Origin of the sequence: Hoyosella levis (assembly GCF_026008515.1) — a bacterium.
GTDB classification, from domain to species: domain Bacteria; phylum Actinomycetota; class Actinomycetes; order Mycobacteriales; family Mycobacteriaceae; genus Lolliginicoccus; species Lolliginicoccus levis.
The window spans coordinates 19,056-42,945 of the sequence record NZ_BQYM01000015.1 but is presented as its reverse complement, the minus strand read 5'-3'; the positions used below and the strand labels follow the sequence as shown (position 1 = coordinate 42,945).

At 68.4% G+C, this 23,890-nt stretch carries 18 protein-coding genes, 2 tRNA genes and 1 pseudogene; 14 read left to right on the top strand and 7 right to left on the bottom strand.

Features of this window, described 5'->3' with window-relative positions; genetic code table 11:
• Positions 1-39: 39 nt before the first annotated feature.
• Positions 40-1,575 (top strand): Asp-tRNA(Asn)/Glu-tRNA(Gln) amidotransferase subunit GatB, encoded by a 1,536-nt coding sequence (gene gatB / locus QC765_RS15060; protein ID WP_278315254.1) that lies wholly within the window; start codon positions 40-42, stop codon positions 1,573-1,575.
• A 255-nt stretch (positions 1,576-1,830) separates the two neighbouring features.
• Here the strand turns inward: gatB and QC765_RS15055 are convergent, their stop codons facing one another.
• Positions 1,831-2,973, bottom strand: a complete 1,143-nt coding sequence (locus tag QC765_RS15055) for a PQQ-dependent sugar dehydrogenase (protein WP_278315253.1) — start codon at positions 2,971-2,973, stop codon at positions 1,831-1,833.
• Between the two features lie 92 nt (positions 2,974-3,065).
• Between QC765_RS15055 and QC765_RS15050 the strand changes: the two genes are divergently transcribed.
• Positions 3,066-4,232: a DoxX family protein gene (locus tag QC765_RS15050; protein WP_278315252.1), complete on the top strand. Its 1,167-nt coding sequence runs from the start codon at positions 3,066-3,068 to the stop codon at positions 4,230-4,232.
• Positions 4,233-4,300: 68 nt separating this feature from the next.
• Here the strand turns inward: QC765_RS15050 and ilvD are convergent, their stop codons facing one another.
• The gene (gene ilvD / locus QC765_RS15045; RefSeq protein ID WP_278315251.1) at positions 4,301-6,142 is read right to left on the bottom strand and encodes a dihydroxy-acid dehydratase; all 1,842 of its coding nucleotides are present in this window, start codon (positions 6,140-6,142) and stop codon (positions 4,301-4,303) included.
• Between the two features lie 32 nt (positions 6,143-6,174).
• The gene (locus QC765_RS15040; protein ID WP_278315250.1) at positions 6,175-6,636 is read right to left on the bottom strand and encodes a PH domain-containing protein; all 462 of its coding nucleotides are present in this window, start codon (positions 6,634-6,636) and stop codon (positions 6,175-6,177) included.
• 317 nt (positions 6,637-6,953) lie between these two features.
• On the opposite strand from QC765_RS15040, the gene QC765_RS15035 reads away from it, so the two are divergent.
• From QC765_RS15035 to ilvC, 3 genes are all read left to right on the top strand, one after another.
• Positions 6,954-8,963, top strand: coding sequence for an acetolactate synthase large subunit (locus QC765_RS15035; RefSeq protein ID WP_278315249.1), 2,010 nt, complete (start codon positions 6,954-6,956; stop codon positions 8,961-8,963).
• Positions 8,960-9,463: an acetolactate synthase small subunit gene (gene ilvN, locus QC765_RS15030; protein ID WP_192040024.1), complete on the top strand. Its 504-nt coding sequence runs from the start codon at positions 8,960-8,962 to the stop codon at positions 9,461-9,463. Before QC765_RS15035 ends, ilvN begins: the two co-directional genes overlap by 4 nt.
• 101 nt (positions 9,464-9,564) lie before the next feature.
• Positions 9,565-10,578, top strand: a complete 1,014-nt coding sequence (ilvC, locus tag QC765_RS15025) for a ketol-acid reductoisomerase (protein ID WP_278315248.1) — start codon at positions 9,565-9,567, stop codon at positions 10,576-10,578.
• Between the two features lie 93 nt (positions 10,579-10,671).
• On the opposite strand, the gene QC765_RS15020 is transcribed toward ilvC, so the two are convergent.
• Complete coding sequence (locus tag QC765_RS15020; RefSeq protein ID WP_278315247.1) at positions 10,672-11,322, bottom strand: chymotrypsin family serine protease; 651 nt, start codon at positions 11,320-11,322, stop codon at positions 10,672-10,674.
• Positions 11,323-11,567: 245 nt separating this feature from the next.
• Here QC765_RS15020 and serA point away from each other — a divergent pair, with 245 nt between their 5' ends.
• Both serA and QC765_RS15010 read left to right on the top strand, forming a co-directional pair.
• On the top strand, positions 11,568-13,163 hold the full coding sequence (serA, locus tag QC765_RS15015) for a phosphoglycerate dehydrogenase (protein WP_278315246.1): 1,596 nt from the start codon (positions 11,568-11,570) through the stop codon (positions 13,161-13,163).
• Positions 13,164-13,224: 61 nt separating this feature from the next.
• The gene (locus QC765_RS15010) at positions 13,225-14,238 is read left to right on the top strand and encodes a 3-isopropylmalate dehydrogenase (protein ID WP_278315245.1); all 1,014 of its coding nucleotides are present in this window, start codon (positions 13,225-13,227) and stop codon (positions 14,236-14,238) included.
• Positions 14,239-14,266: 28 nt separating this feature from the next.
• On the opposite strand, the gene QC765_RS15005 is transcribed toward QC765_RS15010, so the two are convergent.
• The gene (locus QC765_RS15005) at positions 14,267-15,502 is read right to left on the bottom strand and encodes an MFS transporter (RefSeq protein ID WP_278315244.1); all 1,236 of its coding nucleotides are present in this window, start codon (positions 15,500-15,502) and stop codon (positions 14,267-14,269) included.
• Between the two features lie 112 nt (positions 15,503-15,614).
• Here QC765_RS15005 and QC765_RS15000 point away from each other — a divergent pair, with 112 nt between their 5' ends.
• The 4 genes from QC765_RS15000 (at position 15,615) to QC765_RS14985 (ending at position 18,317) form a co-directional block, all read left to right on the top strand.
• Complete coding sequence (locus tag QC765_RS15000) at positions 15,615-16,400, top strand: fumarylacetoacetate hydrolase family protein (protein ID WP_278315243.1); 786 nt, start codon at positions 15,615-15,617, stop codon at positions 16,398-16,400.
• Between the two features lie 90 nt (positions 16,401-16,490).
• Positions 16,491-17,969: a glutamate--tRNA ligase gene (gene gltX / locus QC765_RS14995; protein ID WP_278315242.1), complete on the top strand. Its 1,479-nt coding sequence runs from the start codon at positions 16,491-16,493 to the stop codon at positions 17,967-17,969.
• Between the two features lie 104 nt (positions 17,970-18,073).
• Positions 18,074-18,145: transfer RNA gene (locus QC765_RS14990), tRNA-Gln, on the top strand.
• 99 nt (positions 18,146-18,244) lie between these two features.
• Positions 18,245-18,317 (top strand) — tRNA-Glu (locus tag QC765_RS14985).
• Between the two features lie 339 nt (positions 18,318-18,656).
• Here QC765_RS14985 and QC765_RS14980 read toward each other — a convergent pair.
• The gene (locus QC765_RS14980) at positions 18,657-19,358 is read right to left on the bottom strand and encodes an IclR family transcriptional regulator (RefSeq protein WP_278315241.1); all 702 of its coding nucleotides are present in this window, start codon (positions 19,356-19,358) and stop codon (positions 18,657-18,659) included.
• Between the two features lie 197 nt (positions 19,359-19,555).
• Here QC765_RS14980 and leuC point away from each other — a divergent pair, with 197 nt between their 5' ends.
• From leuC to QC765_RS14965, 3 genes and pseudogenes are all read left to right on the top strand, one after another.
• On the top strand, positions 19,556-20,998 hold the full coding sequence (gene leuC, locus QC765_RS14975; RefSeq protein WP_278315240.1) for a 3-isopropylmalate dehydratase large subunit: 1,443 nt from the start codon (positions 19,556-19,558) through the stop codon (positions 20,996-20,998).
• A gap of 80 nt (positions 20,999-21,078) precedes the next feature.
• Positions 21,079-21,681, top strand: a complete 603-nt coding sequence (gene leuD / locus QC765_RS14970; protein ID WP_278315239.1) for a 3-isopropylmalate dehydratase small subunit — start codon at positions 21,079-21,081, stop codon at positions 21,679-21,681.
• A gap of 136 nt (positions 21,682-21,817) precedes the next feature.
• Positions 21,818-22,417 (top strand): annotated as a pseudogene (locus tag QC765_RS14965) (HU family DNA-binding protein); the annotation flags it as partial.
• A gap of 529 nt (positions 22,418-22,946) precedes the next feature.
• Here QC765_RS14965 and QC765_RS14955 read toward each other — a convergent pair.
• Positions 22,947-23,888: an NUDIX hydrolase gene (locus QC765_RS14955; RefSeq protein ID WP_278315238.1), complete on the bottom strand. Its 942-nt coding sequence runs from the start codon at positions 23,886-23,888 to the stop codon at positions 22,947-22,949.
• Positions 23,889-23,890 lie beyond the last annotated feature (2 nt).

Here is a 23,890-nt window from a genome sequence, read left to right as displayed (position 1 = left end):
CGGCCGGACCGGGCCCGACAATGAATAGACTGACGAGACATGACTTCGAGCACCCCGATGGACACTGGATTGGACGCACGCGCGGTGGAACCTCTCGCCTATGACGATGTGATCGAGCGATTCGACCCCGTGCTCGGCATGGAGGTGCACGTCGAGCTGCACACCGAGACGAAGATGTTCTGCCCGTGCCCCACTGCCTTTGGCGCTGCGCCGAACACGCAGGTGTGCGCGGTATGCCTCGGCCTGCCCGGCGCGCTACCGGTGGTCAACCGCAAGGCCGTGGAATCGGCGATCCGCATCGGCCTCGCGCTGAACTGCTCCATCGCCTCCTGGTGCCAGTTCGCGCGGAAGAACTACTTCTACCCCGACCAGCCGAAGAACTACCAGATCTCGCAGTACGAGGAGCCGATCGCGTTCGACGGCCACCTCGATGTGGTGCTCGATGACGGCGAGGTGTTCCGGGTGGACATCGAGCGGGCGCACATGGAGGAGGACACCGGCAAGCTCACTCACGTGGGCGGAGCCACCGGCCGCATCGAGGGCGCCACGCACTCGCTGATCGACTACAACCGGGCGGGCGTGCCGCTGATCGAGATCGTCAGCAAGCCCATCGAGGGCGCGGGCGAGCGGGCACCGGAAGTGGCGCGCGCCTACGTCTCCGCGCTGCGGGAGCTGCTCCGCGCGCTCGATGTGTCGGACGTGCGCATGGACCAGGGCTCGCTGCGGTGCGATGCGAACGTGTCGCTGCGCCCGCACGGGCAGCAGGAGTTCGGCACGCGCACCGAGACGAAGAACGTCAACTCGCTCAAGAGCGTGGAGGTCGCCGTCCGCTACGAGATGCGCCGCCAGGCAGCCGTCCTCGAGGCCGGGGGCGAGATCAACCTGGAGACCCGCCACTTCCAGGAATCCGATGGCACCACCAGCCCGGGCCGCAAGAAGGAGACCGCCGACGACTACCGGTACTTCCCGGACCCCGACCTGCAGCCCATCGAGCCGGCCGAGGACTGGATCGAGCAGCTTCGTGGCACCCTGCCGGAGCTGCCGTGGGTGCGCCGGGCCCGCATCCAGCAGGACTGGGGCGTCTCCGATGAGGTGATGCGCGACATCGTCAACGCTGGCGCCGTGGAGCTGATCACCGCCACCGTCGAGGCGGGGGCCCCAGCCGAGGCCGCGCGCTCCTGGTGGGTCTCCTACCTGACGCAGAAGGCCAACACCGCCGGTGTCACCCTGGAGGGTCTTGCTATCACCCCGGCGCAGGTGGCCGAGGTCGTCGCGCTCATTGCCGATGGCAAGCTCAACAACAAGCTGGCCCGCGAGGTCGTCGACGGCGTGCTCGCCGGAGAGGGCGAGCCCGAGGCCGTGATGGTCGCGCATGGGCTGGAGATCGTGCGCGACGATTCGGTGCTCGACAAGGCCGTCGAGGAAGCGCTAGCCGCCAACCCGGGCATCGTCGACAAGATCAAGGGCGGCAAGATGCAGGCGGCGGGCGCGATCGTCGGTGCCGTGATGAAGGCCACCAAGGGCCAGGCGGATGCCGCGCGGGTGCGCGAGCTCATCCTCGAGAAGTGCCAGTAGGGCCTTCGGCGCTGGGCTAGCGGCCAGGCCGCCCGGCTAGTGCCCGTCGGCAGGTTGGCCGCCGCCCGGCGACTGCGCGACGGCAAAAGCACGGGAAAACGTCAAACGCGATAGAAGCAGCACGGGGCATCCGGCAGCTTCTATCGCGTTTGCGGTTGAGGCTCCCCGCGGTCGAGGCCCCCCGCGGCCACGGCTCCCGGCGGCCAAGGCGCCCACCGGCCAAGGCTCCCCGCGGCCCGGGTCCGCGACCGGAAGCTAGTCGGGTCCGACGCCGCCACCGCTGCCCGACGGGATGAGCACGACGCGATCGTCGGTCTCGACGGGCTCGCCGATGTCCTTGTTGATGGTCCCGGACCAGATCTCGCCCGCGAGGCCGACGGCGGCGCCATGCAGCTTGCCGAAGCGTCCTTCCGCAGCGCGGACGGGATCGCCACTGATCAGGCCGGTTTCCTCGTCGCGGCTCAGGAACGCGACAGCCTCGGTGTCGGTGAGCACCACGGCGATGTCGGTGCCGACGACCGCGCACTCGGCGGCGCCCTCGCTGCCTTGCCATTGCCACAGCGGACGAAGGGTGCCATCGCTGAGCACCTCGAGGAGCTGGTCGCCGCCCGGAGTGCGCTCGGTGATGTAGATGGTGCCGTTTCCGGGGTCGGGGCAGATGCTGCCGGTGCCGCGCGCGCCCGGGGCGATGATCTCGGGTGGGCGGGGGGCGCTGGGGTTCAGCGAGTCGAGTCTCAGCACCTTTCCGCCGAGCGAGCCGGGGTTGGTCGCGCTTGCTGGGTTGCCGCCGTCGCCGGTGCGGACGAGAAGCGAGCCGTCGGGCGCGAACGCGAGCCCGCCCGCGTTGCCGGACGTGCCACGGGGCAGGCCGGTGAGCAGGGGCTTGGCGACATCGCCGGGGGCGATCCGCACGACGCGGTTGTCGGTCGGCGTGGTGATCAGCGCGTAGAGCAGGCGATCCTCGCCGAAAGCGGGGGAGAGCGCGATGTCGAGCAGGCCACCGCCGCTGCTCGCGTCGACGTCGATGCGGAGGAACTCCACGGGGTCGAGCTCGGGCGCGACCTCCATGATCCGGCCGGTCGCCCGCTCCGCGGCGAGCGCGGCCTCCCCGGACGGCAGCACCGCGATCCCGGTGACTGGCTCGAGGCACGTCGCGATGACGGCGGGGTCGGGATCGTCGCAGGGGCCAAGCTCATCGCTGGCCTCGTCGTCAGGCGGCTCATCGGTGGGCTCAGCGGGCCGGATGTGCGCGAACCCGCCGTCCGTGGGCTCGGGCTCGAATGGCGTGGTGGCCCGTTCGTCGAACCGGGCGCAGCCTGCTGCGAGGACGGTGGTGGCAATGAGCATCGCGACCACGGTTGCCCGCGGGCGGTGGTGCCGCGAACTCGATTCAGCCATGTGCACCAACGTAACCCAAATTGCGATGCGACCGCGTGGCGCGCCCGGCCGCCTACCGCCCATTCGGCGCCGGATCGACCTACTCTGGGAGCATGAGCGACAAGCGCGACGACGCGGATGCGTCTTCCCCCAACGATTCCTGGGGCGCTGCCCCCAGCGCCAGCGATTCCGGCAAGGACGGCTCGGGCACCGCGCCGAGTCCCTTCGATCATGCCACTGAGGAGATCGCGGTGGGCCGTCCGCCGCGAGCGGAGTCCGCGGCGGAGCAGACTTCCGCGATGAGCCTCGGCGATATCGACGACGAGGGCGATTCGCGCGATGACGCGACGAGTGCCCCTGGCTTCGCCTGGTCGCGCACGCCCGAAGCGGAGCCTGGCGCTGCTGCCAACCCATACAGCCAGCATGTGACCCGCGGTCGTCCGGCCCGCGCGGCCGCTGCATCAGGCCGGGAGGATGATCCGGCGACCGAGCAGCAGGCTCCGCCCGGGCCTGTTGAGTCCGCGCCGACCGAGCAGATCCCGATCAACCGGGATCCCGAGCCGGAGCAGGCCTACAGCAGCTCGCAGACGGTGATCCTCAAGCGGCCGGGGAACATGGATGACACGACGCCGGGCCTCGCGCCGCGCTCGGCGGAGTACCACGATCCGCAGCCAGTGGCGTACGACGAGCCGGCGGCGCAGGCAATGCCCTACGGGGGCTACCAGGAGCAGGATCGCGGGGGCATGGTTGTCGCGCCGACCGCGGTGGAGCCACGCAGGGGCACCCTGGATCTCGGGCTCCTGCTGCTGCGCCTGCTGATCGGTGGCGCGCTGATCACCGATGGCGTCCGGCACTTGCTGGGCCAGGGCGGCGGCCTGGGCATCGATGGCGTGGAGGAACTCTTCGCCACCGCGGGCTACGACTTCGCGGGCATCGTCGCGATCAGCGTGCTGAGCGCGCAGATCGGTGGCGGCGCGCTGATCGTGCTCGGGCTCGCGACGCCATTCGGCGCGGCGGTGGCGCTCGCGGCGATGATCAATGTGTGGGCGGCCAACCAGGGTGCCCGATCCGCGCTTGATGGCATCGGCACACCGGCGCTCGAGCTCGCGACGATCCTCGGTGTGGCGGCGGCGGGCCTGGTGCTGACCGGCCCGGGCCGGATGAGCCTGGAGCGCAACGCCAAGTGGGCAGTGCGCCCGAGGTGGGGCGCGAGCGTGCTGCTCGTGCTCGGCATCATCGGCGGCATCGCGGCCTGGCTGGTGCTCACCGGCAAGGTGTAGGAACCTACGACGGAGGCGGGGCGGGGAGCTAGTGCTCCCCGCCCCGCCTCCGTTCTCGCCGAGTGCAGCTACTTGACCTCGCGGACCGCGCCCCGGTCGGCGGAGGTGGCCAGCGCGGCGTACGCACGCAGTGCCATCGTGACCGGGCGCTGCCGGTCCTTGGGCTGCCAGGGACGCTCGGAGGCTTCCATCTTGGCGCGGCGGGCCGCGAGCTCCTCGTCATCGATGAGCAGCTCAAGGGCGCGCGTGGCGACATCGATGAGGATCTGGTCCCCATCCTCGATGAGCCCGATCGTGCCACCGGCCGCGGCCTCGGGGGAGATGTGGCCGACCGAGATGCCCGAGGTGCCGCCGGAGAACCGCCCGTCGGTGATCAGCGCGCACTTCGCGCCGAGGCCCGCGCCCTTGAGGAAAGCCGTGGGGTGCAGCATCTCCTGCATGCCTGGGCCGCCAGCCGGGCCCTCGTACCGGACGACAATGATCTCGCCGGGCTGCACGACGCGCTGCAGGATGATCGACACGGCCTCCTCCTGGCTCTCCACGACGCGCGCGGGGCCCTGGAAGCGCCAGAGCGACTCGTCGATGCCTGCCGTCTTGATGACCGCGCCACGAGGAGCGATGTTGCCGCGCAGGACGGCGAGGCCGCCATCCTTGGTGTAGGCGTGCTCGATATCGCGGATGCAGCCGCCCGCCGCATCGGTGTCCAGGGACGACCAGCGGTTGGAGGTGGAGAAGGGCTCGGTGGTGCGGACGCCACCTGGAGCCGCATGGAACAGCTCCAGGGCCTGCTCGGTGGCGGTGCCGGAGCGGATGTCCCAATCGTCGAGCCAGGCGCCGAGGCTCGGGGCATGCACGCTGGGGATGGTGTCGTCGATGAGACCGCCGCGGCGCAGCTCGCCGAGGATCGCGGGGATGCCGCCCGCCCGGTGCACGTCCTCCATGTGGTAGTCGGAGTTGGGGGAGACCTTGGCCAGGCACGGCACCTGCCGGCTGATCGCGTCGATGTCCTCGAGGGCGAAGGGCACCTCGCCCTCCTCGGCGGCAGCGAGGATGTGGAGGACGGTGTTGGTCGATCCGCCCATCGCCACATCGAGCGCCATCGCGTTGCGGAACGAGGTGGGCGTGGCGATGCTGCGCGGCAGCACGGACTCGTCGCCATCGCGGTAGTAGCGGGTGGCGGCCTCCACGATCACCGTGCCCGCCCGCTCGAACAGCGCGCGGCGCGCGGAGTGCGTGGCGAGGGTGGAGCCATTGCCCGGCAGGGCAAGGCCCAGGGCCTCGGTGAGGCAATTCATCGAGTTGGCCGTGAACATGCCGGAGCAGGAGCCGCAGGTGGGGCAGGCGGAGCGCTCGACCTCGTCGAGCCCCTCATCGGCGATGGCGCTGTTGGCGCTCGCGGAGATGGCGGTGACGAGGTCGGTGGGCGCGTGCGTGATCCCCTCCACCACGACTGCCTTGCCGGCCTCCATGGGGCCGCCGGAGACGAACACGGTGGGGATGTTCAGGCGCATCGCGGCGTTGAGCATGCCGGGGGTGATCTTGTCGCAGTTGGAGATGCACACGAGCGCGTCGGCGGTGTGGGCGTTGACCATGTACTCGACGGAGTCCGCGATGATCTCCCGGCTCGGCAGCGAGTAGAGCATGCCGCTGTGTCCCATGGCGATGCCGTCATCGACAGCGATGGTGTGGAACTCGCGGGCCACGCCGCCCGCCTCCCGGACGGCTTCGGCAACGATCTCGCCGAGGTTCTTCAAGTGAACGTGGCCGGGGACGAACTGGGTGTAGGAGTTCGCGATGGCCACGATGGGCTTGCCGAAGTCGGAATCGGTCATGCCGGTGGCGCGCCACAGGGCACGGGCTCCGGCGGCATTGCGGCCGATGGTCGTGGTGCGTGATCTCAAGGGGGGCATCGGTTGTTCCTTGGCTGGAGTCCGGGGGTGGTTTATCCGCTGCTGTCCTCGGGGCTGGCGGTCGCGGCGGAGCGGGCTTCCTCCTGCTCAGCGCGAAATGATGCCTCGATGTCCGGGATGAGTCCGTTGCTCAGCGGCGTGATGCTGGGCAGGTCCTCAAGGGTCACGGCGGGCAGTGGTACGTGCTCGCCGGAGCGCAGGACGGCGCGGGCGGAACGATGCTTGGGGAAGGTAAGCCCCTTGATCTCGTCCCATGCCACGATACGTGTTCGCAGCATCGTTCGTGTTCTGAGCCCGGTCTCGGATACCCTGGTCTGTACTCGCAGGATCCAGACCGCGAGAATGATGGGTGCCGCTAGCAGCCAGCCAAACAGGCGTGGTGCCGCAGCGGCGACAAGTACGACGCAGCAGGCGAACAACAGGACGCCCAGCAGCGCGAGGCGTGAGACGCGGATGATCCGTGCTTGCGATTCCGGTGACTTTGCATTGGACACGCCTCCATACTCCCATCTCGCCGCGACAGTCCTACGATGTGGGACGCGCGGAGTTTTCGTTTGACGCCATGCGTAGGTTTTCACTAACGTCGGGTGCATGAATCGAACTGAGGTACTCGTACTCGCTGGGCGCGTCGCCGCCTGAGTGGGATTACGGATCACTCACGAGAGACGACGCGCACCCTCGTTTCGCAGAGACCTGCGAGCGGGGGTTTTTTGATGCCCGCAGTTACGATTCATGTAACGCCCAGGCGCGGTGGCCACGATGACGTCCCCGTGATTGGTACAAGCCCGAGAACTAGCCAGAGGAACTTGCAGTGAGTGCACCGACAGCACGGCCAACACCAGGCCCGCAGCCAGGACATCTCGCCGCGGGCAGCACCGCGGGTCACAGCGGCGACAGCGGTGGTGCCCAGGCCGAGCACGGTTCCGGGGCCTCCCCGGCGAGCCTGCCCAGCACGCGGCCCGGTACCCCCGAGAAGATGACGGGCGCGCAAGCAGTGGTCCGCAGCCTCGAGGAGCTCCACGCCGATATCGTGTTCGGCATTCCGGGCGGCGCCATCCTGCCCGTCTACGACCCGATGCTCGACTCCCGCAAGGTGCGGCACGTCCTGGTCCGCCACGAGCAGGGCGCGGGCCACGCCGCCACCGGGTACGCGCAGGCCACGGGCAAGGTCGGCGTGTGCATGGCAACGTCGGGCCCCGGCGCTACCAACCTGGTCACCCCGCTCGCTGACGCGTACATGGACTCGGTGCCCATGGTGGCGATCACCGGGCAGGTCGGGCGTCCGCTCATCGGCACCGATGGCTTCCAGGAAGCTGATATCTCCGGCATCACCATGCCGATCACCAAGCACAACTTCCTCGTCACCGAGGGCGACGACATCCCGCGCATCATCGCCGAGGCATTCCACCTCGCGGCGACCGGCCGGCCAGGACCAGTCCTCGTCGACATCCCGAAGGACCTCCTGCAGGGGCAGATGAGCTTCATCTGGCCGCCGGAGATGCACCTGCCGGGCTATCGCCCCGTCACCAAGCCCCACGGCAAGCAGGTCCGCGAGGCAGCCCGCCTGATCGCTTCCGCCGATCACCCCGTGCTCTACGTCGGCGGCGGCGTGATCAAGGCAGAGGCCTCGGCCGAGCTGCTGGGCCTCGCTGAGCTGACCGGCATTCCGGTGGTGACCACCCTGATGGCTCGCGGCGCGTTCCCCGACAGCCATGACCTCAACCTCGGCATGCCTGGCATGCACGGCACGGTCGCGGCCGTCGCGGCGCTGCAGCGCAGCGACCTGCTCATCACCCTCGGCGCCCGCTTCGATGACCGCGTCACCGGACAGCTGTCCACCTTCGCCCAGAACGCCAAGGTCATCCACGCGGACATCGACCCGGCGGAGATCGGCAAGAACCGGCATGCCGACGTGCCCATCGTCGGTGACTGCAAGGAGGTCATCACCGAGCTGACGGAGGTGATCCGCGCGGACCGCGAGAGCGGGCGCGTGCCGGACCTCACCGCGTGGTGGCGCTACCTCGATGGGATCCGCACGACCTTCCCGCTCAGCTATGGGCCGCAGAGCGATGGGTCGCTGTCGCCCGAGTACGTCATCGAGCAGCTCGGCAAGCTCGCCGGGCCGGAGGCCGTCTATGTCGCGGGCGTCGGCCAGCACCAGATGTGGGCCGCGCAGTTCGTCAAGTACGAGAAGCCCCGCACCTGGCTCAACTCCGGCGGCCTCGGCACCATGGGCTACTCGGTGCCTGCCGCCATGGGCGCCAAGATGGGCATGCCCGATACCGAGGTGTGGGCCATCGACGGTGATGGTTGCTTCCAGATGACGAACCAGGAGCTCGCGACCTGCGCCATCGAGGGCGTGCCGATCAAGGTGGCGCTCATCAACAACGGCAACCTCGGCATGGTCCGGCAGTGGCAGACCCTGTTCTACGGGGAGCGCTACTCCAACACCGACCTGTCCACCCACTCGCTGCGCATCCCGGACTTCGTCAAGCTCTCCGAGGCTCTTGGCTGCGTCGGCATCCGGGTCGACAAGGAGGAGGACGTGATCCCCGCGATCAAGAAGGCGCAGGAGATCAACGACCGCCCCGTCGTCATCGACTTCATCGTCGGCGCGGACGCGCAGGTGTGGCCCATGGTCGCCGCGGGTACGGGCAACGACGAGATCATGGCCGCGCGCGGCATCCGGCCCCTGTTCGACGATGATGAGGGAATCGGGGATTCCCCCGCCGCGATCCACCAAGTGATGCATACCGAGGACCAGGCCGTCGCGAGCAACGACGAGCAGGGCGCGGACGAGGAAGAAGGGGCCGATCAGTGAGAAGCAGTCACACGCTCAGCGTGCTCGTCGAGGACAAGCCTGGCGTTCTCGCGCGCGTGGCATCGTTGTTCTCGCGGCGCGGCTTCAATATCGAGTCCCTCGCGGTCGGCCCGACCGAGATCAAGGGAGTCTCGCGGATGACGATCGTGGTCGTCGTCGAGGACCAGCCGCTCGAGCAGGTCACCAAGCAGCTCAACAAGCTCATCAATGTCCTGAAGATCGTCGAGCAGGATCCTGTCGCGTCGGTCGCCAGGGAGCTCGTCCTGATCAAGGTGCGCGCCGATGCCGCTGTCCGCGGCCAGGTCGTCGAGGTTGCCCAGCTCTTCCGGGCCAATGTCGTCGATGTCGCGCCGGAGTCCCTCACCATCGAGGCGACCGGGACCCAGGACAAGCTCGAGGCGCTCCTCAAGCTCCTCGAGCCCTATGGCATCCGCGAGATCGTGCAATCCGGGATCGTGGCGCTCGGGCGCGGACCGAAATCCATCACCGCGACCCGCTAGCCTTGACTACCCTGGATGCGGCCAGTCCAGCATCCAGGAAATGCCTTACATCATGCTCGACGATTGTCGGGCATGCCCATAGCTAAGAAGGGAACCACCACGTGGCTGTCGAGATCTTCTATGACGATGATGCCGACCTCTCGATCATCCAGGGCCGCAAGGTCGCTGTCATCGGATACGGAAGCCAGGGGCATGCCCACTCGCTGAGCCTCCGCGACTCCGGCGTCGACGTGCGCATCGGCCTGAAGGAGGGCTCCAAGTCCCGCGCCAAGGCGGAGGAGCAGGGCCTGACGGTGCTGAGCCCCGCCGAGGCGGCGGCCTGGGCCGACGTCATCATGGTCCTCGCGCCCGATACCGCGCAGGCCTCCATCTACAGCAATGACATCGAGCCCAGCCTCAAGGACGGCGACGCGCTGTTCTTCGGCCACGGCCTCAACATCCGGTTTGGCCTGATCAAGCCCCCGGCCAACGTCACCGTCGCGATGGTCGCCCCGAAGGGCCCCGGCCACCTCGTGCGCCGCCAGTTCACCGATGGCAAGGGCGTTCCCGCGCTCGTCGCCGTGGAGCAGGACCCCAAGGGCGAGGGCCTCGCGCTCGGCCTGTCCTATGCCAAGGCCATCGGCGGCACCCGCGCCGGCGTCATCAAGACGACCTTCGCCGAGGAGACCGAGACCGACCTGTTCGGTGAGCAGGCCATCCTGTGCGGCGGTACCGAGAAGCTCGTGCAGACCGGCTTCGAGGTCCTCATCGAGGCTGGCTATGCCCCCGAGATCGCGTACTTCGAGTGCCTCCACGAGCTCAAGCTCATCGTTGACCTCATGTACGAGGGCGGCATCGGCCGGATGAACTACTCGGTGTCCGACACCGCGGAGTTCGGCGGCTACCTCTCCGGCCCGCGTGTCATCGACGCCGACACCAAGGCCCGCATGAAGGACATCCTCGCCGACATCACCTCCGGCGAGTTCGTCAATCGCCTGGTCGCCAACGTCGAGGGCGGCAACAAGGAGCTCGAGGGCCTCCGCACGGAGAACGCCGAGCATCCCATCGAGGTCGTGGGCGCCAAGCTGCGTGGCCTGATGAGCTGGGTCGATCGGCCGATCACCGAGACTGCCTGACCCCTTGCACCGACGAGTGCCCCCGGATCCGTAGGGATCCGGGGGCACTGTTGCATCGCCGCGTCCCGGGCTAGTGGCCGGGGGGGAGCATTGCTAGATCGGGCGGAAGCCCGCCCCGACCCCGCCGGTGAAGTTGCTCTCGGCGAGGATCGCATCCATGTTGATGCTCACGTGCGGCCCCGCGCAGGGGATGACGAAGTAGGCGCTGACCAGCCCGATCAGGCGGGTGCCCGAGGTGATGGGACCGCCGGAGTCGCCCTCGGTGATGCACACGAAGCCATACTGCTCAGCGAAGACAGAATCCACGAACAGGTTGACGCCGCACGTATGGCCGGTGGTGCGTCCCTGCTTGCAGACGAGCTCCGGGAACGGGGCGGGTGCCCCCACATCGGTGATCGTGGTCCCACCGACGGTGCGGGTGGGCGTCACGCGGGATTCATCGAACTGTATGACGGCGTAGTCGAGGAGGGGGTTGGTCCGGACGACGGTGCCCACGCGGCCCGCCGAGGGGAGCGCCTCGGCGTGCACCGAGGAGCCGGGGCCGCCGCAGTGCGCGGCGGTGAAACCTACCAGGCGCCCCTGTCCGTCGCGACCGATCGTGGTGAGCGAGCAGAGGTAGTCCCCGCCCACGACGATGCCCGAGCCGCCCCCGAGCGTGGCCTTCGTGGTTTGCGCGCTCGCGGCGGGCAGGCCGACGAGCAGCGTGGCGGCCAGCGCGACCAGGGCGATGACGAATCTTCTCAACCGGGGACTCCTTCGCTTGTGTGGATCCGGGCCGAAGGCATGCCTCGCGCGCGGCGGATTTTCGTTGAGACTACGTGACTGCATTGATATGCAGTCGTGATTAATGATGGTAACCCCACGTGGCGCGCAAGAGCCTGTTTGCCACCGGCATGGCTCCACTAGGTGGGACGATGTGGAATGTGACCGGGGAGCCGACTAGGCTGATCGGCGATCACAGCATCAAGAGACCCGAGGAGAGTTCGCAGGTGACCCAGTCAGGCCGTCCGGTAGTTCTAATCGCGGACAAGCTCGCACCCTCGACAGTGGAAGCGCTCGGCGATGGAGTGGAGGTCCGCTGGGTCGATGGGCCCAACCGTGCCGAACTGCTCGCGGCTGCCCCTGAGGCTGATGCGCTGCTCGTTCGTTCCGCCACCATTGTCGACGAGGAAGTCCTCGCGGCGGCGCCGAAGCTCAAGATCGTCGCGCGCGCCGGCGTCGGCCTCGACAACGTCGACGTTCCCGCTGCTACCGCGCGGGGTGTCATGGTGGTCAACGCCCCCACCTCGAACATCCACAGCGCGGCGGAGCACGCCGTGGCACTGATGATGGCCGCCGCCCGGCAGGTCCCCGCGGCGGACAAGACGCTGCGCGACCACGAGTGGAAGCGCAGCAGCTTCAACGGCACCGAGATCTTCGGCAAGACCGTCGGCGTCGTGGGCCTCGGCCGCATTGGCCAGCTGTTCGCCCAGCGTGCTGCCGCCTTCGAGACGACCATGATTGCCTACGATCCGTATGTCTCCGCGGCCCGCGCCGGACAGCTCGGCATCGAGCTCGTGTCCCTCGAGGAGCTGCTCGAGCGTGCCGACATCATGTCGATCCACCTGCCGAAGACCCCGGAGACCAAGGGTCTCATCGGTGCGGCCGAGCTCGCGCGCACCAAGAAGGGCGTGATCATCGTCAATGCTGCTCGCGGTGGCCTGATCGATGAGGCCGCGCTCGCGGACGCGATCACCAGCGGGCAGGTACGTGGCGCCGGCATTGACGTGTTCGCCTCCGAGCCGTGCACCGACAGCCCTCTCTTCGAGCTTCCCCAGGTCGTTGTCACCCCGCACCTCGGTGCTTCCACCGTCGAGGCACAGGATCGTGCCGGAACCGATGTGGCCAAGAGCGTCCGCCTCGCTCTCGCTGGCGAGTTCGTCCCCGACGCGGTCAACGTCGCGGGCGGCGCGGTCGGCGACGAGGTCGCTCCCTGGCTGGAGATCGTCCGCAAGCTCGGCGTGCTCGCCGGGGTGCTCACCCCGGAGCTGCCCGCCAGCCTGTCCGTCGATGTGCGCGGCGAGCTGGCCAGCGAGGATGTCGAGATCCTGGGCCTCTCCGCGATCCGCGGCCTGTTCTCCGCGGTCATCGATGAGTCGGTCACCTTCGTCAATGCCCCCTCCCTCGCTGAGGAGCGCGGCGTGACCGCCGAGGTGACCAAGGCTGCCGAGAGCCCCAACCACCGCAGTGTCGTGGACCTGCGCATGGTGCTCTCCGACGGAGAGATCATCAACGTCTCCGGAACCCTGACCGGCCCGGCGCGCGTGGAGAAGATCGTCAACATCAACGGGCGCAACTTCGAGATGCGCGCCGAGGGCATCAACCTGCTCGTGCACTACGAGGACCAGCCTGGCGCGCTCGGCAAGATCGGCACCCGTCTCGGCGAGGCGGGCGTGAGCATCCTCGCCGCGCAGCTGTCGCAGGATTCCGAGGGCTCGGGCGCGACCATCCTGCTCCGTCTCGACCGCGCGGTGCCACAGGAGACCGTGGATTCCATCGCCGCGGGCGTCTCCGCCTCGAACATCAAGGTCATCAACCTCGACTGATCACATCCACAGGGCCGGGTCCAGGCGGGCCCGGCCCTGCTTGGGCAATGGGAAGGAAGTCATGAAGCTCGCGGTCATCCCCGGCGACGGCATCGGACAGGAAGTCATCGCCGAGGCGCTCAAGGTCCTCGACAAGGTCTCGCCCGGCATCGACAAGACCACGTTCGACCTTGGTGCGCGGCGCTACAACGCGACCGGCGAGATCCTGCCGGACTCGGTGCTCGAGGAGATCCGCGAGCACGATGCCATCCTCCTCGGCGCGATCGGCGATCCGTCCGTGACACCGGGCATCCTCGAGCGCGGCCTGCTCCTCAAGCTCCGGTTCGCGCTCGACCATCACGTCAACCTGCGCCCGTCCAAGCTTTTCGACGGCGTCACGGGTCCGCTCGCGGGGAACAAGCCCATCGACGTCGTCGTGGTGCGCGAGGGGACCGAGGGCCCCTACATCGGCAACGGTGGCGCGCTGCGCGTCGGCACGCCCCATGAGGTAGCCACCGAGGTCAGTGTCAACACCCGCTTCGGCATCGAGCGTGTCGTCCGCTACGGCTTCGACCTGGCCATGCAGCGCAGCAAGCACGTCACCCTCGTGCACAAGACCAACGTGCTTACCTACGCGGGGTCGCTCTGGTCCCGCACCGTGGATTCCGTCGCGGCCGAGTACCCCGAGGTGGAGGTGGCCTACCAGCACATCGACGCCACCACCATTCACCTCGTGACCGACCCCAAGCGCTTCGACGTGATCGTCACCGACAATCTGTTCGGCGACATCATCACCGATCTCGCTGCGGCAGTCACCGGCGGGATCGGGCTCGCGGCGAGCGGCAACATCGATGCGAGCCGCGCCAACCCCAGCATGTTCGAGCCGGTGCATGGCAGCGCGCCCGACATCGCCGGGCAGCAGAAGGCAGACCCGACCGCAGCGATCCTGTCGGTCTCGTTGCTGATGGCCCACCTCGGGGACAATGAGGCGGCCGCGCGCATCGAGGCAGCGGTCGCCGCCGATCTTGCCAGCCGGGACGCGGCCACCACTGCGACCACGGGCGAGATCGGGGACCGGATCGCGGCCGCTCTCTAGCTCTCCTGGGCCGCTGGTGCCGGGCGCCTCACTGCCTCGTGGTGATGGTGCCCGGCACGAGTGGCACGGCGAGAAGGGCGAACACGGCGCTGCCCGCGAAGACCCATGGGAAGCCCCACTGCTCGACGACGAGGCCCGCGACCGGTGGCACGGCACTGGCCAGGGCATTCTGCGCCGTGTTGTGCAATCCCAGCACCCGGCCGCCCCAGAACGGTCCGGCGATCTCGGCCGCGGCCGTGTACGCCAGGCCATTGTCAGCGACCGTGATGACGCTCGCCGCGACCAGGATGACGAGCGCCACCGTGGTCGCGCCCACGATGTCGGCTACCGCGAGCATGAGCATCACTACTACTGCCGCGATGGCGACTATCCGCATCGGCCCGGTGCGGGACCCCGCACGGTCCGACCACACCCCGGCGCCTACGCGGCCCGCGGCGCCCGCGAGCTGCGTGATGCCAACAAACACGCCCGCGGCGAGGGGCGAGAAGCCCTGATCGCTGATCAGCCACACCATGGCCAGGCTCCACAGCGTGAACTGCGGGACCACGAGCAGCACGGCCGCAGCGTGCACCCGCATGAGTCCTGTGCCCTGGCTGTAGGGGGACCGGTGCAGCTCGATGGCCTCGGAGGAGCCCGCGCGGGGGCGCGCCGGATCATGCGCCCAGCGGGCCAGCACCGCGGTCGACCCCATGCAGGCCACGGCCGCTATGGCGAGCACTGCTGCCACCCCGTACCGATCCGCGGTCACGGGAACCACTACGGCGGCAATGGCGACCCCGAGCGGTTGCGCCATCTGGCGCAGGCCCATCGCGAGGCCGCGCTGCTCGGCGGGAAACCAGCCGACGACGAGGCGTCCGCTGGCCGCGTTCGCGCTTGCTGCGGCGATGCCGGCGATGAACAGGATGGCCGCGATGGAGGTCGGGTGCATGGACGCGCTGAGGGTGCCCCCTTGCAGGGCCACCGTGAGCGCCGGGGCTCCCGTGGCGATGGCGCCGAGCACCATTCCCGTGATCAGGATCCCGCGCTCGCCGAGCCGGTCCACGAGCGCGCCCCATGCGACCAGCGTGAGCATGAGTCCCGCGGTGGGCGCGGCAGCGATGGCACCGGCATGCCCGAGGCCTAGCCCATAGGGGCCATCGGCGGCGTGCAGATGGGGGATGAGGAACGCGCCGATGCCCACGAGAAGCGCGGAGGTGGTCTGCGCGAGCGTCCCGGCGGCGAGGACACGCCATTTCATGCCGGGGGAGCGGGCATCGACCCTCATGGCGACTCCTAACAAGTGGGATTCACATCCTAATATATGAAATCCGTTCAAGGGAACGCTAGCATCCGGGCGCCGGTGCCGCGAGCCCACCGCACCCGCTACCCTTGACCGCATGCGTCTAGGCCGAGTAGCAACCCCCGACGGCGTCGCCTTCGTCTCCGTGGACGGCGACCCCCTGACCGATCCGAGCACCGCCACTGTCCGTGAGATCGCCGAGCATCCCTTCGGCGAACCCACCTACACGGGCAGGAGCTGGAACCTGCCGGATGTGCGACTGCTCGCCCCGATCCTCTCCAGCAAGGTCGTCTGCATCGGGAAGAACTACGCTGCCCATGCGGCCGAGATGGGGGGAGCGGCGCCGGAGGAACCTGTCATCTTCATGAAGCCCTCCACCGCCATCACCAGTCCGGGGGCACCCATCCTGTTGCCGCCCGCATCCGCCGAGGTCCACTACGAGGGCGAGCTCGCCGTCGTCATCGGTCGCCCCTGCCGCGACGTCCCCGCTGCGCGCGCCAAGGACGTCATCCTCGGCTATACCGTGGCCAATGACGTCACGGCCCGCGACCTCCAGCGCCGCGACGGGCAGTGGACCCGCGCCAAGGGATTCGACTCGTTCTGCCCGCTCGGACCCTGGATCGTCACCGATCTCGACCCGTCCGACCTGCGCATCCACACCGAGCTCGACGGCACGACCATGCAGGATAGCCGCACCTCGCTGCTCGTTCACTCGATACCCGAGCTCGTCGAGTGGGTATCGCGCGTCATGACCCTGCTGCCCGGCGACGTCATCCTGACCGGGACCCCCGAGGGGATTGGCCCGATTCGCGCGGGCCAAAGCGTTTCCGTCACCGTCGAGGGAATCGGCACGCTGACCAACACCGCGCAGGACCGCGCATGAGGCAGTGGCGCACACTAGTCACCCAGCTCTAGCGCCCCGGCGACCGGCGCCCGAGGCCGTGCCGCACCATCCCGATTATCGAAGAGAGCCATGAATACTCCTGTCAGCCCCGTCCGTGTCCGGTTCTGCCCATCGCCCACCGGCACCCCGCACGTCGGGCTCATCCGAACCGCCCTGTTCAACTGGGTGTTCGCCCGCCACCACGGAGGCGACTTCGTCTTCCGCATCGAGGACACCGATGCGCAGCGCGACAGCGAGGAGTCCTACCTCGCGCTGCTCGACGCGATGCGCTGGCTCGGCCTCGACTGGGACGAGGGCCCAGAGATCGGTGGCCCCTTCGAGCCATACCGGCAGTCCGAGCGGCGCGAGCTCCACCTCGACGTGGTTCGTCAGCTGCTCGACGCCGACGAGGCCTACGAGTCGTTCTCCACCCCGGCTGAGGTCGAGGAGCGGCACAAGGCCGCCGGGCGCGATCCCAAGCTCGGCTACGACAACCACGACCGCGACCTCACCGAGGCGCAGCGCGACGCCTTCCGGGCCGAGGGCCGCCAGCCCGTCATCCGCCTGCGCATGCCCGCCACCGACATCACCTGGAACGACCTCGTGCGCGGAGAGATCACCTTCAAGGCCGGGACCGTGCCTGATTTCGCCATCACCCGAGGCAACGGCGACCCGCTCTACACGCTCGTCAACCCCGTCGACGACGCCACCATGCGCATCACCCACGTCTTGCGCGGCGAGGACCTCCTGTCCTCCACGCCGCGCCAGATCGCCCTCTACGGAGCCCTCCAGCGCATCGGCGTGGCCGAGGCCGTGCCCGCGTTCGGCCACCTGCCCTATGTGATGGGAGAGGGCAACAAGAAGCTCTCCAAGCGCGATCCCCAGTCGAACATCTTCCTGCACCGCGAGCGTGGCTTCATCCCCGAGGGGCTCCTCAACTACCTCTCGCTGCTTGGCTGGAGCATCTCCGGCGACCGTGACATCTTCTCGCTCAACGAGATGGTCACCGCGTTCGACATCTCCGGTGTCTCCGCCAACCCCGCGCGCTTCGACCAGAAGAAGGCCGACGCGATCAACGCCGAGCACATCCGGCTGCTCGAGCCCGAGGAGTTCGCGCAACGGCTCCGCGACTTCCTCTCCGAGCGTTTCGGGCTCTCCGCCAGCATCCCGGACAATGAGTTCGCCGTTGCCGCCGACCTCGTGCAGACCCGCATCGTCGTGCTCGAGGACGCCTGGGGCCTCCTGCGCTTCCTCTACATCGACGAAGCGGACTTCGCGATCGATCCCGCTGCCGCGCGGAAGAACCTCAAGCCCGAGAGCGCACCCGTGCTCGATGCCGCGATCGCCGCGCTCGATGGCCTCCCGAGCTGGGAGACCAGCGCGATCGAGACGGCGCTGAAGTCCGCGCTCATCGAGGGGCTCGAGCTCAAGCCGCGCGTTGCCTTCGGGGCGGTTCGTGTCGCGGCGACCGGATCCCATATCAGCCCGCCGCTGTTCGAGTCCCTCGAGCTGCTTGGGCGGGAACGCACCCTCTCCCGGCTCCGATCGGCACGGGAATCGCTCTCCTGACCTGCCGATTTGGTCAAACCGGTAGTGGGTTTGCTAACCTGTTCATCGGTTTGGGGCGCAGGCGCTCGGCCTCCACGGTCAAGCTCGTCTTCGCCCCAATGCTTTGGGGTATGGTGTAATTGGCAACACAGCTGATTCTGGTTCAGCCGTTCTAGGTTCGAGTCCTGGTACCCCAGCTTGCTCGCACAGCAACCGATTTGGTTGCCGGACGATCACCAGCTAAGCTGGCTGAGCTTCCAAGCGAGCGACCAAGGAACGAACACGTTCCAAGTCCTGGCCCCGTCGTCTAGCGGCCTAGGACGCCGCCCTCTCAAGGCGGTAGCGCGGGTTCAAATCCCGTCGGGGCTACAGTGAGATCTCTCCGGAGATTACGCGAGGGCCGGATCCTTTCAAGGATCCGGCCCTTTCGCTATTTCTGGCGTGTTTTGCGGCAGCGGCAGGGGCTCGCTCGCGTCGAGCCGCTCGCGAAGGCTGGAGAGCTGCCACCCTTGCTAGCCCGCTGCCACGGCTAGCCCACAGATGCCCCCGATATATCCGTGGTGGCTGTGCCCAGGGGTGGCAGGAGCCAGCCAAGGGTGGCAGGAGCGCCGCCTGGGGAGAGCCAGCCAGGGGGGGCAAGACCGGCGCGCGCGGGGCGGGAGCGCCGCCCGGGGAGCGCCACCGCAGCAGGCCAGCAGCAGGGCCGGGTCAGAGGCGCTTCTGGATGGCATCCGCTGCGGCCAGGAGGTCCGCGGCCCAGCGCGCTCCCGGCTTGCGGCCCATGCGGTCGATGGGGCCGGAGACGGAGATGGCGGCGATGACCGCGCCGGCATTGTCGCGGATGGGGGCGGCGACGCTCGCTACGCCTGATTCGCGCTCGGCGATGGATTGCGCCCAGCCGCGGCGGCGCACCTCGCTGAGGGTGCGGTCGGTGTACTTCGCCTCGGCAAGCAGCGCGCGCTGCACGGGAAGGTCGGCCCAGGCGGCGAGCACCTTGGCGCCGGATCCGGCGGTCATGGGCAGGCGGGTGCCCACGAGAACGGTGTCGCGCAGGCCGGTGGGTGGCTCCATCGAGGAGATGCAGATGCGGTCGAGCCCGTCGCGGCGGTATACCTGCACGCTCTCGCCGGTGATCTCGCGCAGCCGGGGCAGCACGTAGGAGGCGGCGTCGACGAGGGTGTCCTTGGCGGTGGCAGCGAGCTCGGCGAGGGCGGGCCCGGGTGCCCATAGCCCTTGGGAGTTGCGGATGAGCAACCGATGCGTCTCGAGGCCCACGGCGAGGCGGTGCGCGGTGGCCCTCGGCAGGCCGGTTCGCTCGCAGAGTAGGCTGAGGTTGCATGGTTCGTCTGCCACTGCGTGCAGAACGGTCATGGCTTTGTCGAGAACTCCAATGCCGCTATGCTGTCTCACAAGACGATATTAGCGTTCCGAATGGTGAGATTTCTAGTGGTTGCGGCAAACGGCCAGGTTTTCGCCAGGAAGAACCCCTGAGATACAGCGTGCGGCGGTGCGACCGCGCTGCCGCCAGGAGCAAGGCCGGGTCTCCGGTTCGCGCACAGCCCACCGCGCGATCCCTGGAGCCCGAACCAGGATGAGGTGGAATCGACATGGCACACACATCGTCGGCGCGACCAGGCCCCCGCACGATGGCGGAGAAGGTCTGGGAGGACCACGTCGTCGTGCATGGCAGCGGCGAGGGCGCCTCGCGCGAGCCCGATCTGATCTACATCGACCTGCACCTCGTCCATGAGGTGACCAGCCCCCAGGCCTTCGACGGGCTGCGCCTCGCCGGGCGCCCCGTCAGGCGCCCTGATCTCACGATCGCCACCGAGGACCACAACGTCCCCACCATTGACATCGACAAGCCCATCGCGGACGTGGTCTCCCGGACCCAGGTCGAGACGCTGCGCCGCAACTGCGAGGAGTTCGGCGTGCGCCTGCACCCGATGGGCGATCTCGAGCAGGGCATCGTGCATGTCGTCGGCCCCCAGCTAGGCCTCACCCAGCCCGGCATGACCGTGGTGTGCGGCGATAGCCACACCTCCACGCATGGCGCGTTCGGGTCCCTCGCCATGGGAATCGGCACCTCCGAGGTCGAGCACGTGCTCGCTACCCAGACGCTTCCGCTGCGGCCGTTCAAGACGATGGCCATCAACGTCGACGGCGAGCTCGCGCCAGGGGTCACGAGCAAGGACATCATCCTCGCGGTCATCGCGAAGATCGGCACCGGCGGCGGGCAGGGCTATGTGCTCGAGTACCGCGGCAGCGCCATCCGCGCCCTGTCGATGGAAGCCCGCATGACCATCTGCAACATGTCCATCGAGGCGGGCGCCCGCGCGGGCATGATCGCCCCCGACGAGACGACCTACGAGTTCATCAAGGGCCGCCCGCACGCGCCGCAGGGCGATGACTGGGACGCTGCCGTCGCTGCCTGGGACCAGCTCCGCACCGATGAGGGCGCGGAGTTCGACCAGGAGGTCTACATCGATGCCTCCACCCTCACTCCTTTCGTCACCTGGGGCACGAACCCCGGCCAGGGCATCCCGCTCGGCGACGCGGTCCCCGACCCGGAATCGTTCCTCGACGAGGGCAGCCGGTACTCGGCCGCCAAGGCACTCGACTACATGGGCCTTACCGCCGGCACCCCGATGCGGGAGATCCCCGTCGATGCCGTTTTCGTGGGCTCCTGCACCAACGGTCGCATCGAGGACCTGCGCGCCGTCGCCGAGGTGCTCGAGGGACGCTCCGTAGCGCCGGGAGTGCGCATGCTCATCGTGCCCGGCTCGATGCGCGTCCGCGCCCAGGCAGAGGACGAGGGCCTCGGCCGGATCTTCGAGGCAGCGGGCGCCGAGTGGCGGCAAGCGGGATGCTCGATGTGCCTGGGCATGAATCCCGATCAGCTGGCCCCGGGAGAGCGCTGCGCCTCGACCTCGAACCGCAACTTCGAGGGACGCCAGGGCAAGGGCGGGCGCACCCACCTCGTCTCGCCGCTCGTGGCCGCCGCGACCGCTGTGCGCGGCACCCTGGCATCTCCCGCTGACCTCGACTGAGCGGGCCGCCAGCACGATCGAGCGCTGGCGCAGCCTCTCCACGACGAAACAGCCCGACGAAGCAATGCGAGGAACACACCATGGAAGCCTTCACCACCCACACGGGAATCGGCGTCCCGCTGCGCCGCTCCAACGTCGATACCGACCAGATCATCCCGGCGGTCTACCTCAAGCGGGTCACCCGCACCGGGTTCGAGGACGGGCTGTTCGCCGCCTGGCGCAATGACCCGTCCTTCATCCTCAACATTCCGCCCTACGATCGTGGTTCCGTCCTCGTGGCCGGGCCCGACTTCGGCACTGGGTCCTCCCGCGAGCACGCGGTGTGGGCGCTGTCGAACTACGGCTTCCGCGTGGTCATCTCGTCGCGGTTCGCGGACATCTTCCGTGGCAACTCCGGCAAGCAAGGGCTCCTCGCTGCCGAGGTCGAGCAGGGCGACGTCGAGCTGCTGTGGAAGACCCTCGAGGAGCAGCCGGGCCTGGAGGTCACGGTCGATCTCGAGACCCGCACCATCACGGCGGGAACGCTCGTGCTGACCTTCAACATCGATGACTACACCCGCTGGCGGCTGCTCGAGGGGCTCGACGACATCGGGCTGACGCTGCGCCATGAGGAGGCCATCGAGGAGTTCGAGAAGACCCGGCCGGCGTTCAAGCCGCTCACGCTGCCTGCCCGCACGGAGTGACGTTGCTGGATACCGCGACGAATTATGCCGTCTCCGCACGCGAGTTTGACTGTGGCACATAGACTCGGACTGATCACGGAACTACCGTGAACACTGGGGCCGGAGCCACCGGGGCCAGACTGTGCGGAGGCAAGGTATGAACAAGGCGGATCTCGTCGATGCCCTCACCCAGAAACTGGGCACGGATCGGCGCAATGCATCGCAAGCCGTCGAGTCGGTAGTCGACTTGATCGTGCGGGCAGTACATGCCGGAAAGACCGTGACTATCACGGGCTTTGGCGTATTCGAGCAGCGCAAGCGGGCCGCTCGTGTGGCGCGGAACCCCCGCACCGGCGAGACGGTGCGCGTCGAGCCCACCAGTGTTCCCTCGTTCCGGCCGGGGGCCCAGTTCAAGGCGCTCGTGGCCGGCGAGGCAGAGCTCCCCGAGGAAGGCCCCGCGGTCAAGCGTGGCGCGGGAGCATCCGGCGAGAAGGCGGCGCTTCCTGAGGCCGCGCGCTCCACGGTCGTCAAGGCACCGCGCAAGTCGGCGACGAAGGCGGTCGAGGCATCCAGCGGTAGTGCCGCGAAGAAGGCCCCGGCCAAGAAGGCGCCGGCGAAGACCGCTGCGGCCAAGAAGGCACCGGCAAAGGCTGCCGCCGCGAAGAAGGCGCCCGCCAAGAAGGCGCCCGCCAAGTCGACGTCGTCCACGACAGCTGCCGCCAAGAAGGCACCCGCGCGCAAGGCACCGGCGAAGAAGTCCGTACCAAGCACTCCGGCACCGAGCACGACAGCCAAGGAGCCTGCCAACAATCCCGCCGCATCAGGTCCCACCACGAAGCCTCCTGCTGCCAAGCCACCGGCTGCCAAGAAGGCCGCCGCGAAGAAGGCACCGGCGAAGGCCGCTGCCGGCGAGGGCCTCGGCCCGGCGAAGAAGGCACCCGCGAAAAGGGCTCCCGCCAAGAAGGCTCCAGCCAAGAGCGCGACGAGCGAGACAGCTGGTTCGGCCTCGTCGCCCGCGAAGAAGGCACCCGCGAAGAAGGCTCCAGCGCGCAAGGCACCGGCCAAGCGGACGGGCTCCGGGTCCTCCGGCACAAGCACTGCCCCGGGCGAGGAGTCGTCGAGCTAGCAGTCACCGCTTGCGCGAGCTCCGCGCTGGCACCACTACCGCGCAGGACCGACGCAGTGGAAGCTTTTCCCCCTCCAAGCGGGAAAAGTTTCCACTGTTTCGCGGTCGGCCACCGGCGGTGAGCGGCGGAACCCCCGCGCCCGAAGCCGTTCGGAAAAATCTACGTGGTGCTGAGCGCTGTGCCGGACATCGGGGATGCCAGGTAGTCGGCGGTGATGAGGTAGCCGTCGAGCAGGGTGAGCACCCACAGGCTGGCTTTCTCGTTCTCCGCGGGCGGCAACGGGATGCCGCTGCGGCGCGCCAGCCACTCGGTGAGGTGAGGGATGACGCCGCCCTGGCTGCAGAGCACGCGCGTGCCCGGCGCCTTGGCTAGCTCGAGGAGGCGCTGGTGGGCGGCGGCAGGGTTTTCCTGGTAGGCCTCTTCGGTGAGGGTGGGCTCGATAACGATCTCGGCGCCGAGCTCGTCCGCGATGGGAGCGACGGTCTGGGTGCAGCGGACCCTATCGGCGGAGTGCACGTCGGTGACGCCGAAGGCGAGGAAATGCAGTAGCAGTGCCTCGGACTGGGCACGGCCGGTGGCGTCGAGCGGGCGCTGGGTGTCATCGCCGATGAAGTCCAGGCGGCTGCCCGCGCTGGCATGGCGCACGATCAGCAGCGTAGTGACGTCAATCGCGGACTTGGTGAAGGTCTTGATGACCCGCCGATCGAGGTTGTAGCTGACCTTCTTGCAGGCCTTGTCGATATCGAGCCAGAGCAACTGGTCGCATTCCTCATTGGGCACGAACTCGCCGTGGAGCGCCTCGGCGGACCAGTAGTCGACTTCCTTGCGCTTGGCGTCCTTGAGGGGGTAGGAGACGCGGATGAGGTGGCGCCCGAGCCGGGGCGCGAAGCCGGTCTCCTCGGCGATCTCGCGTGCCGCGGCGACTGCTGGTGTCTCCCCGGGGTCGAGCTTTCCCTTCGGCAATGACCAGTCGTCGTAGCGGGGCCGGTGGACGACCGCGATCTCGACGCGGTTGTGATTGGCATTGTGGCGCCACAGCACAGCACCGGCAGCGAGGACGCTGGACCTATCCTTCTTTTTCTTCTTGGATCCTGATGCCATGC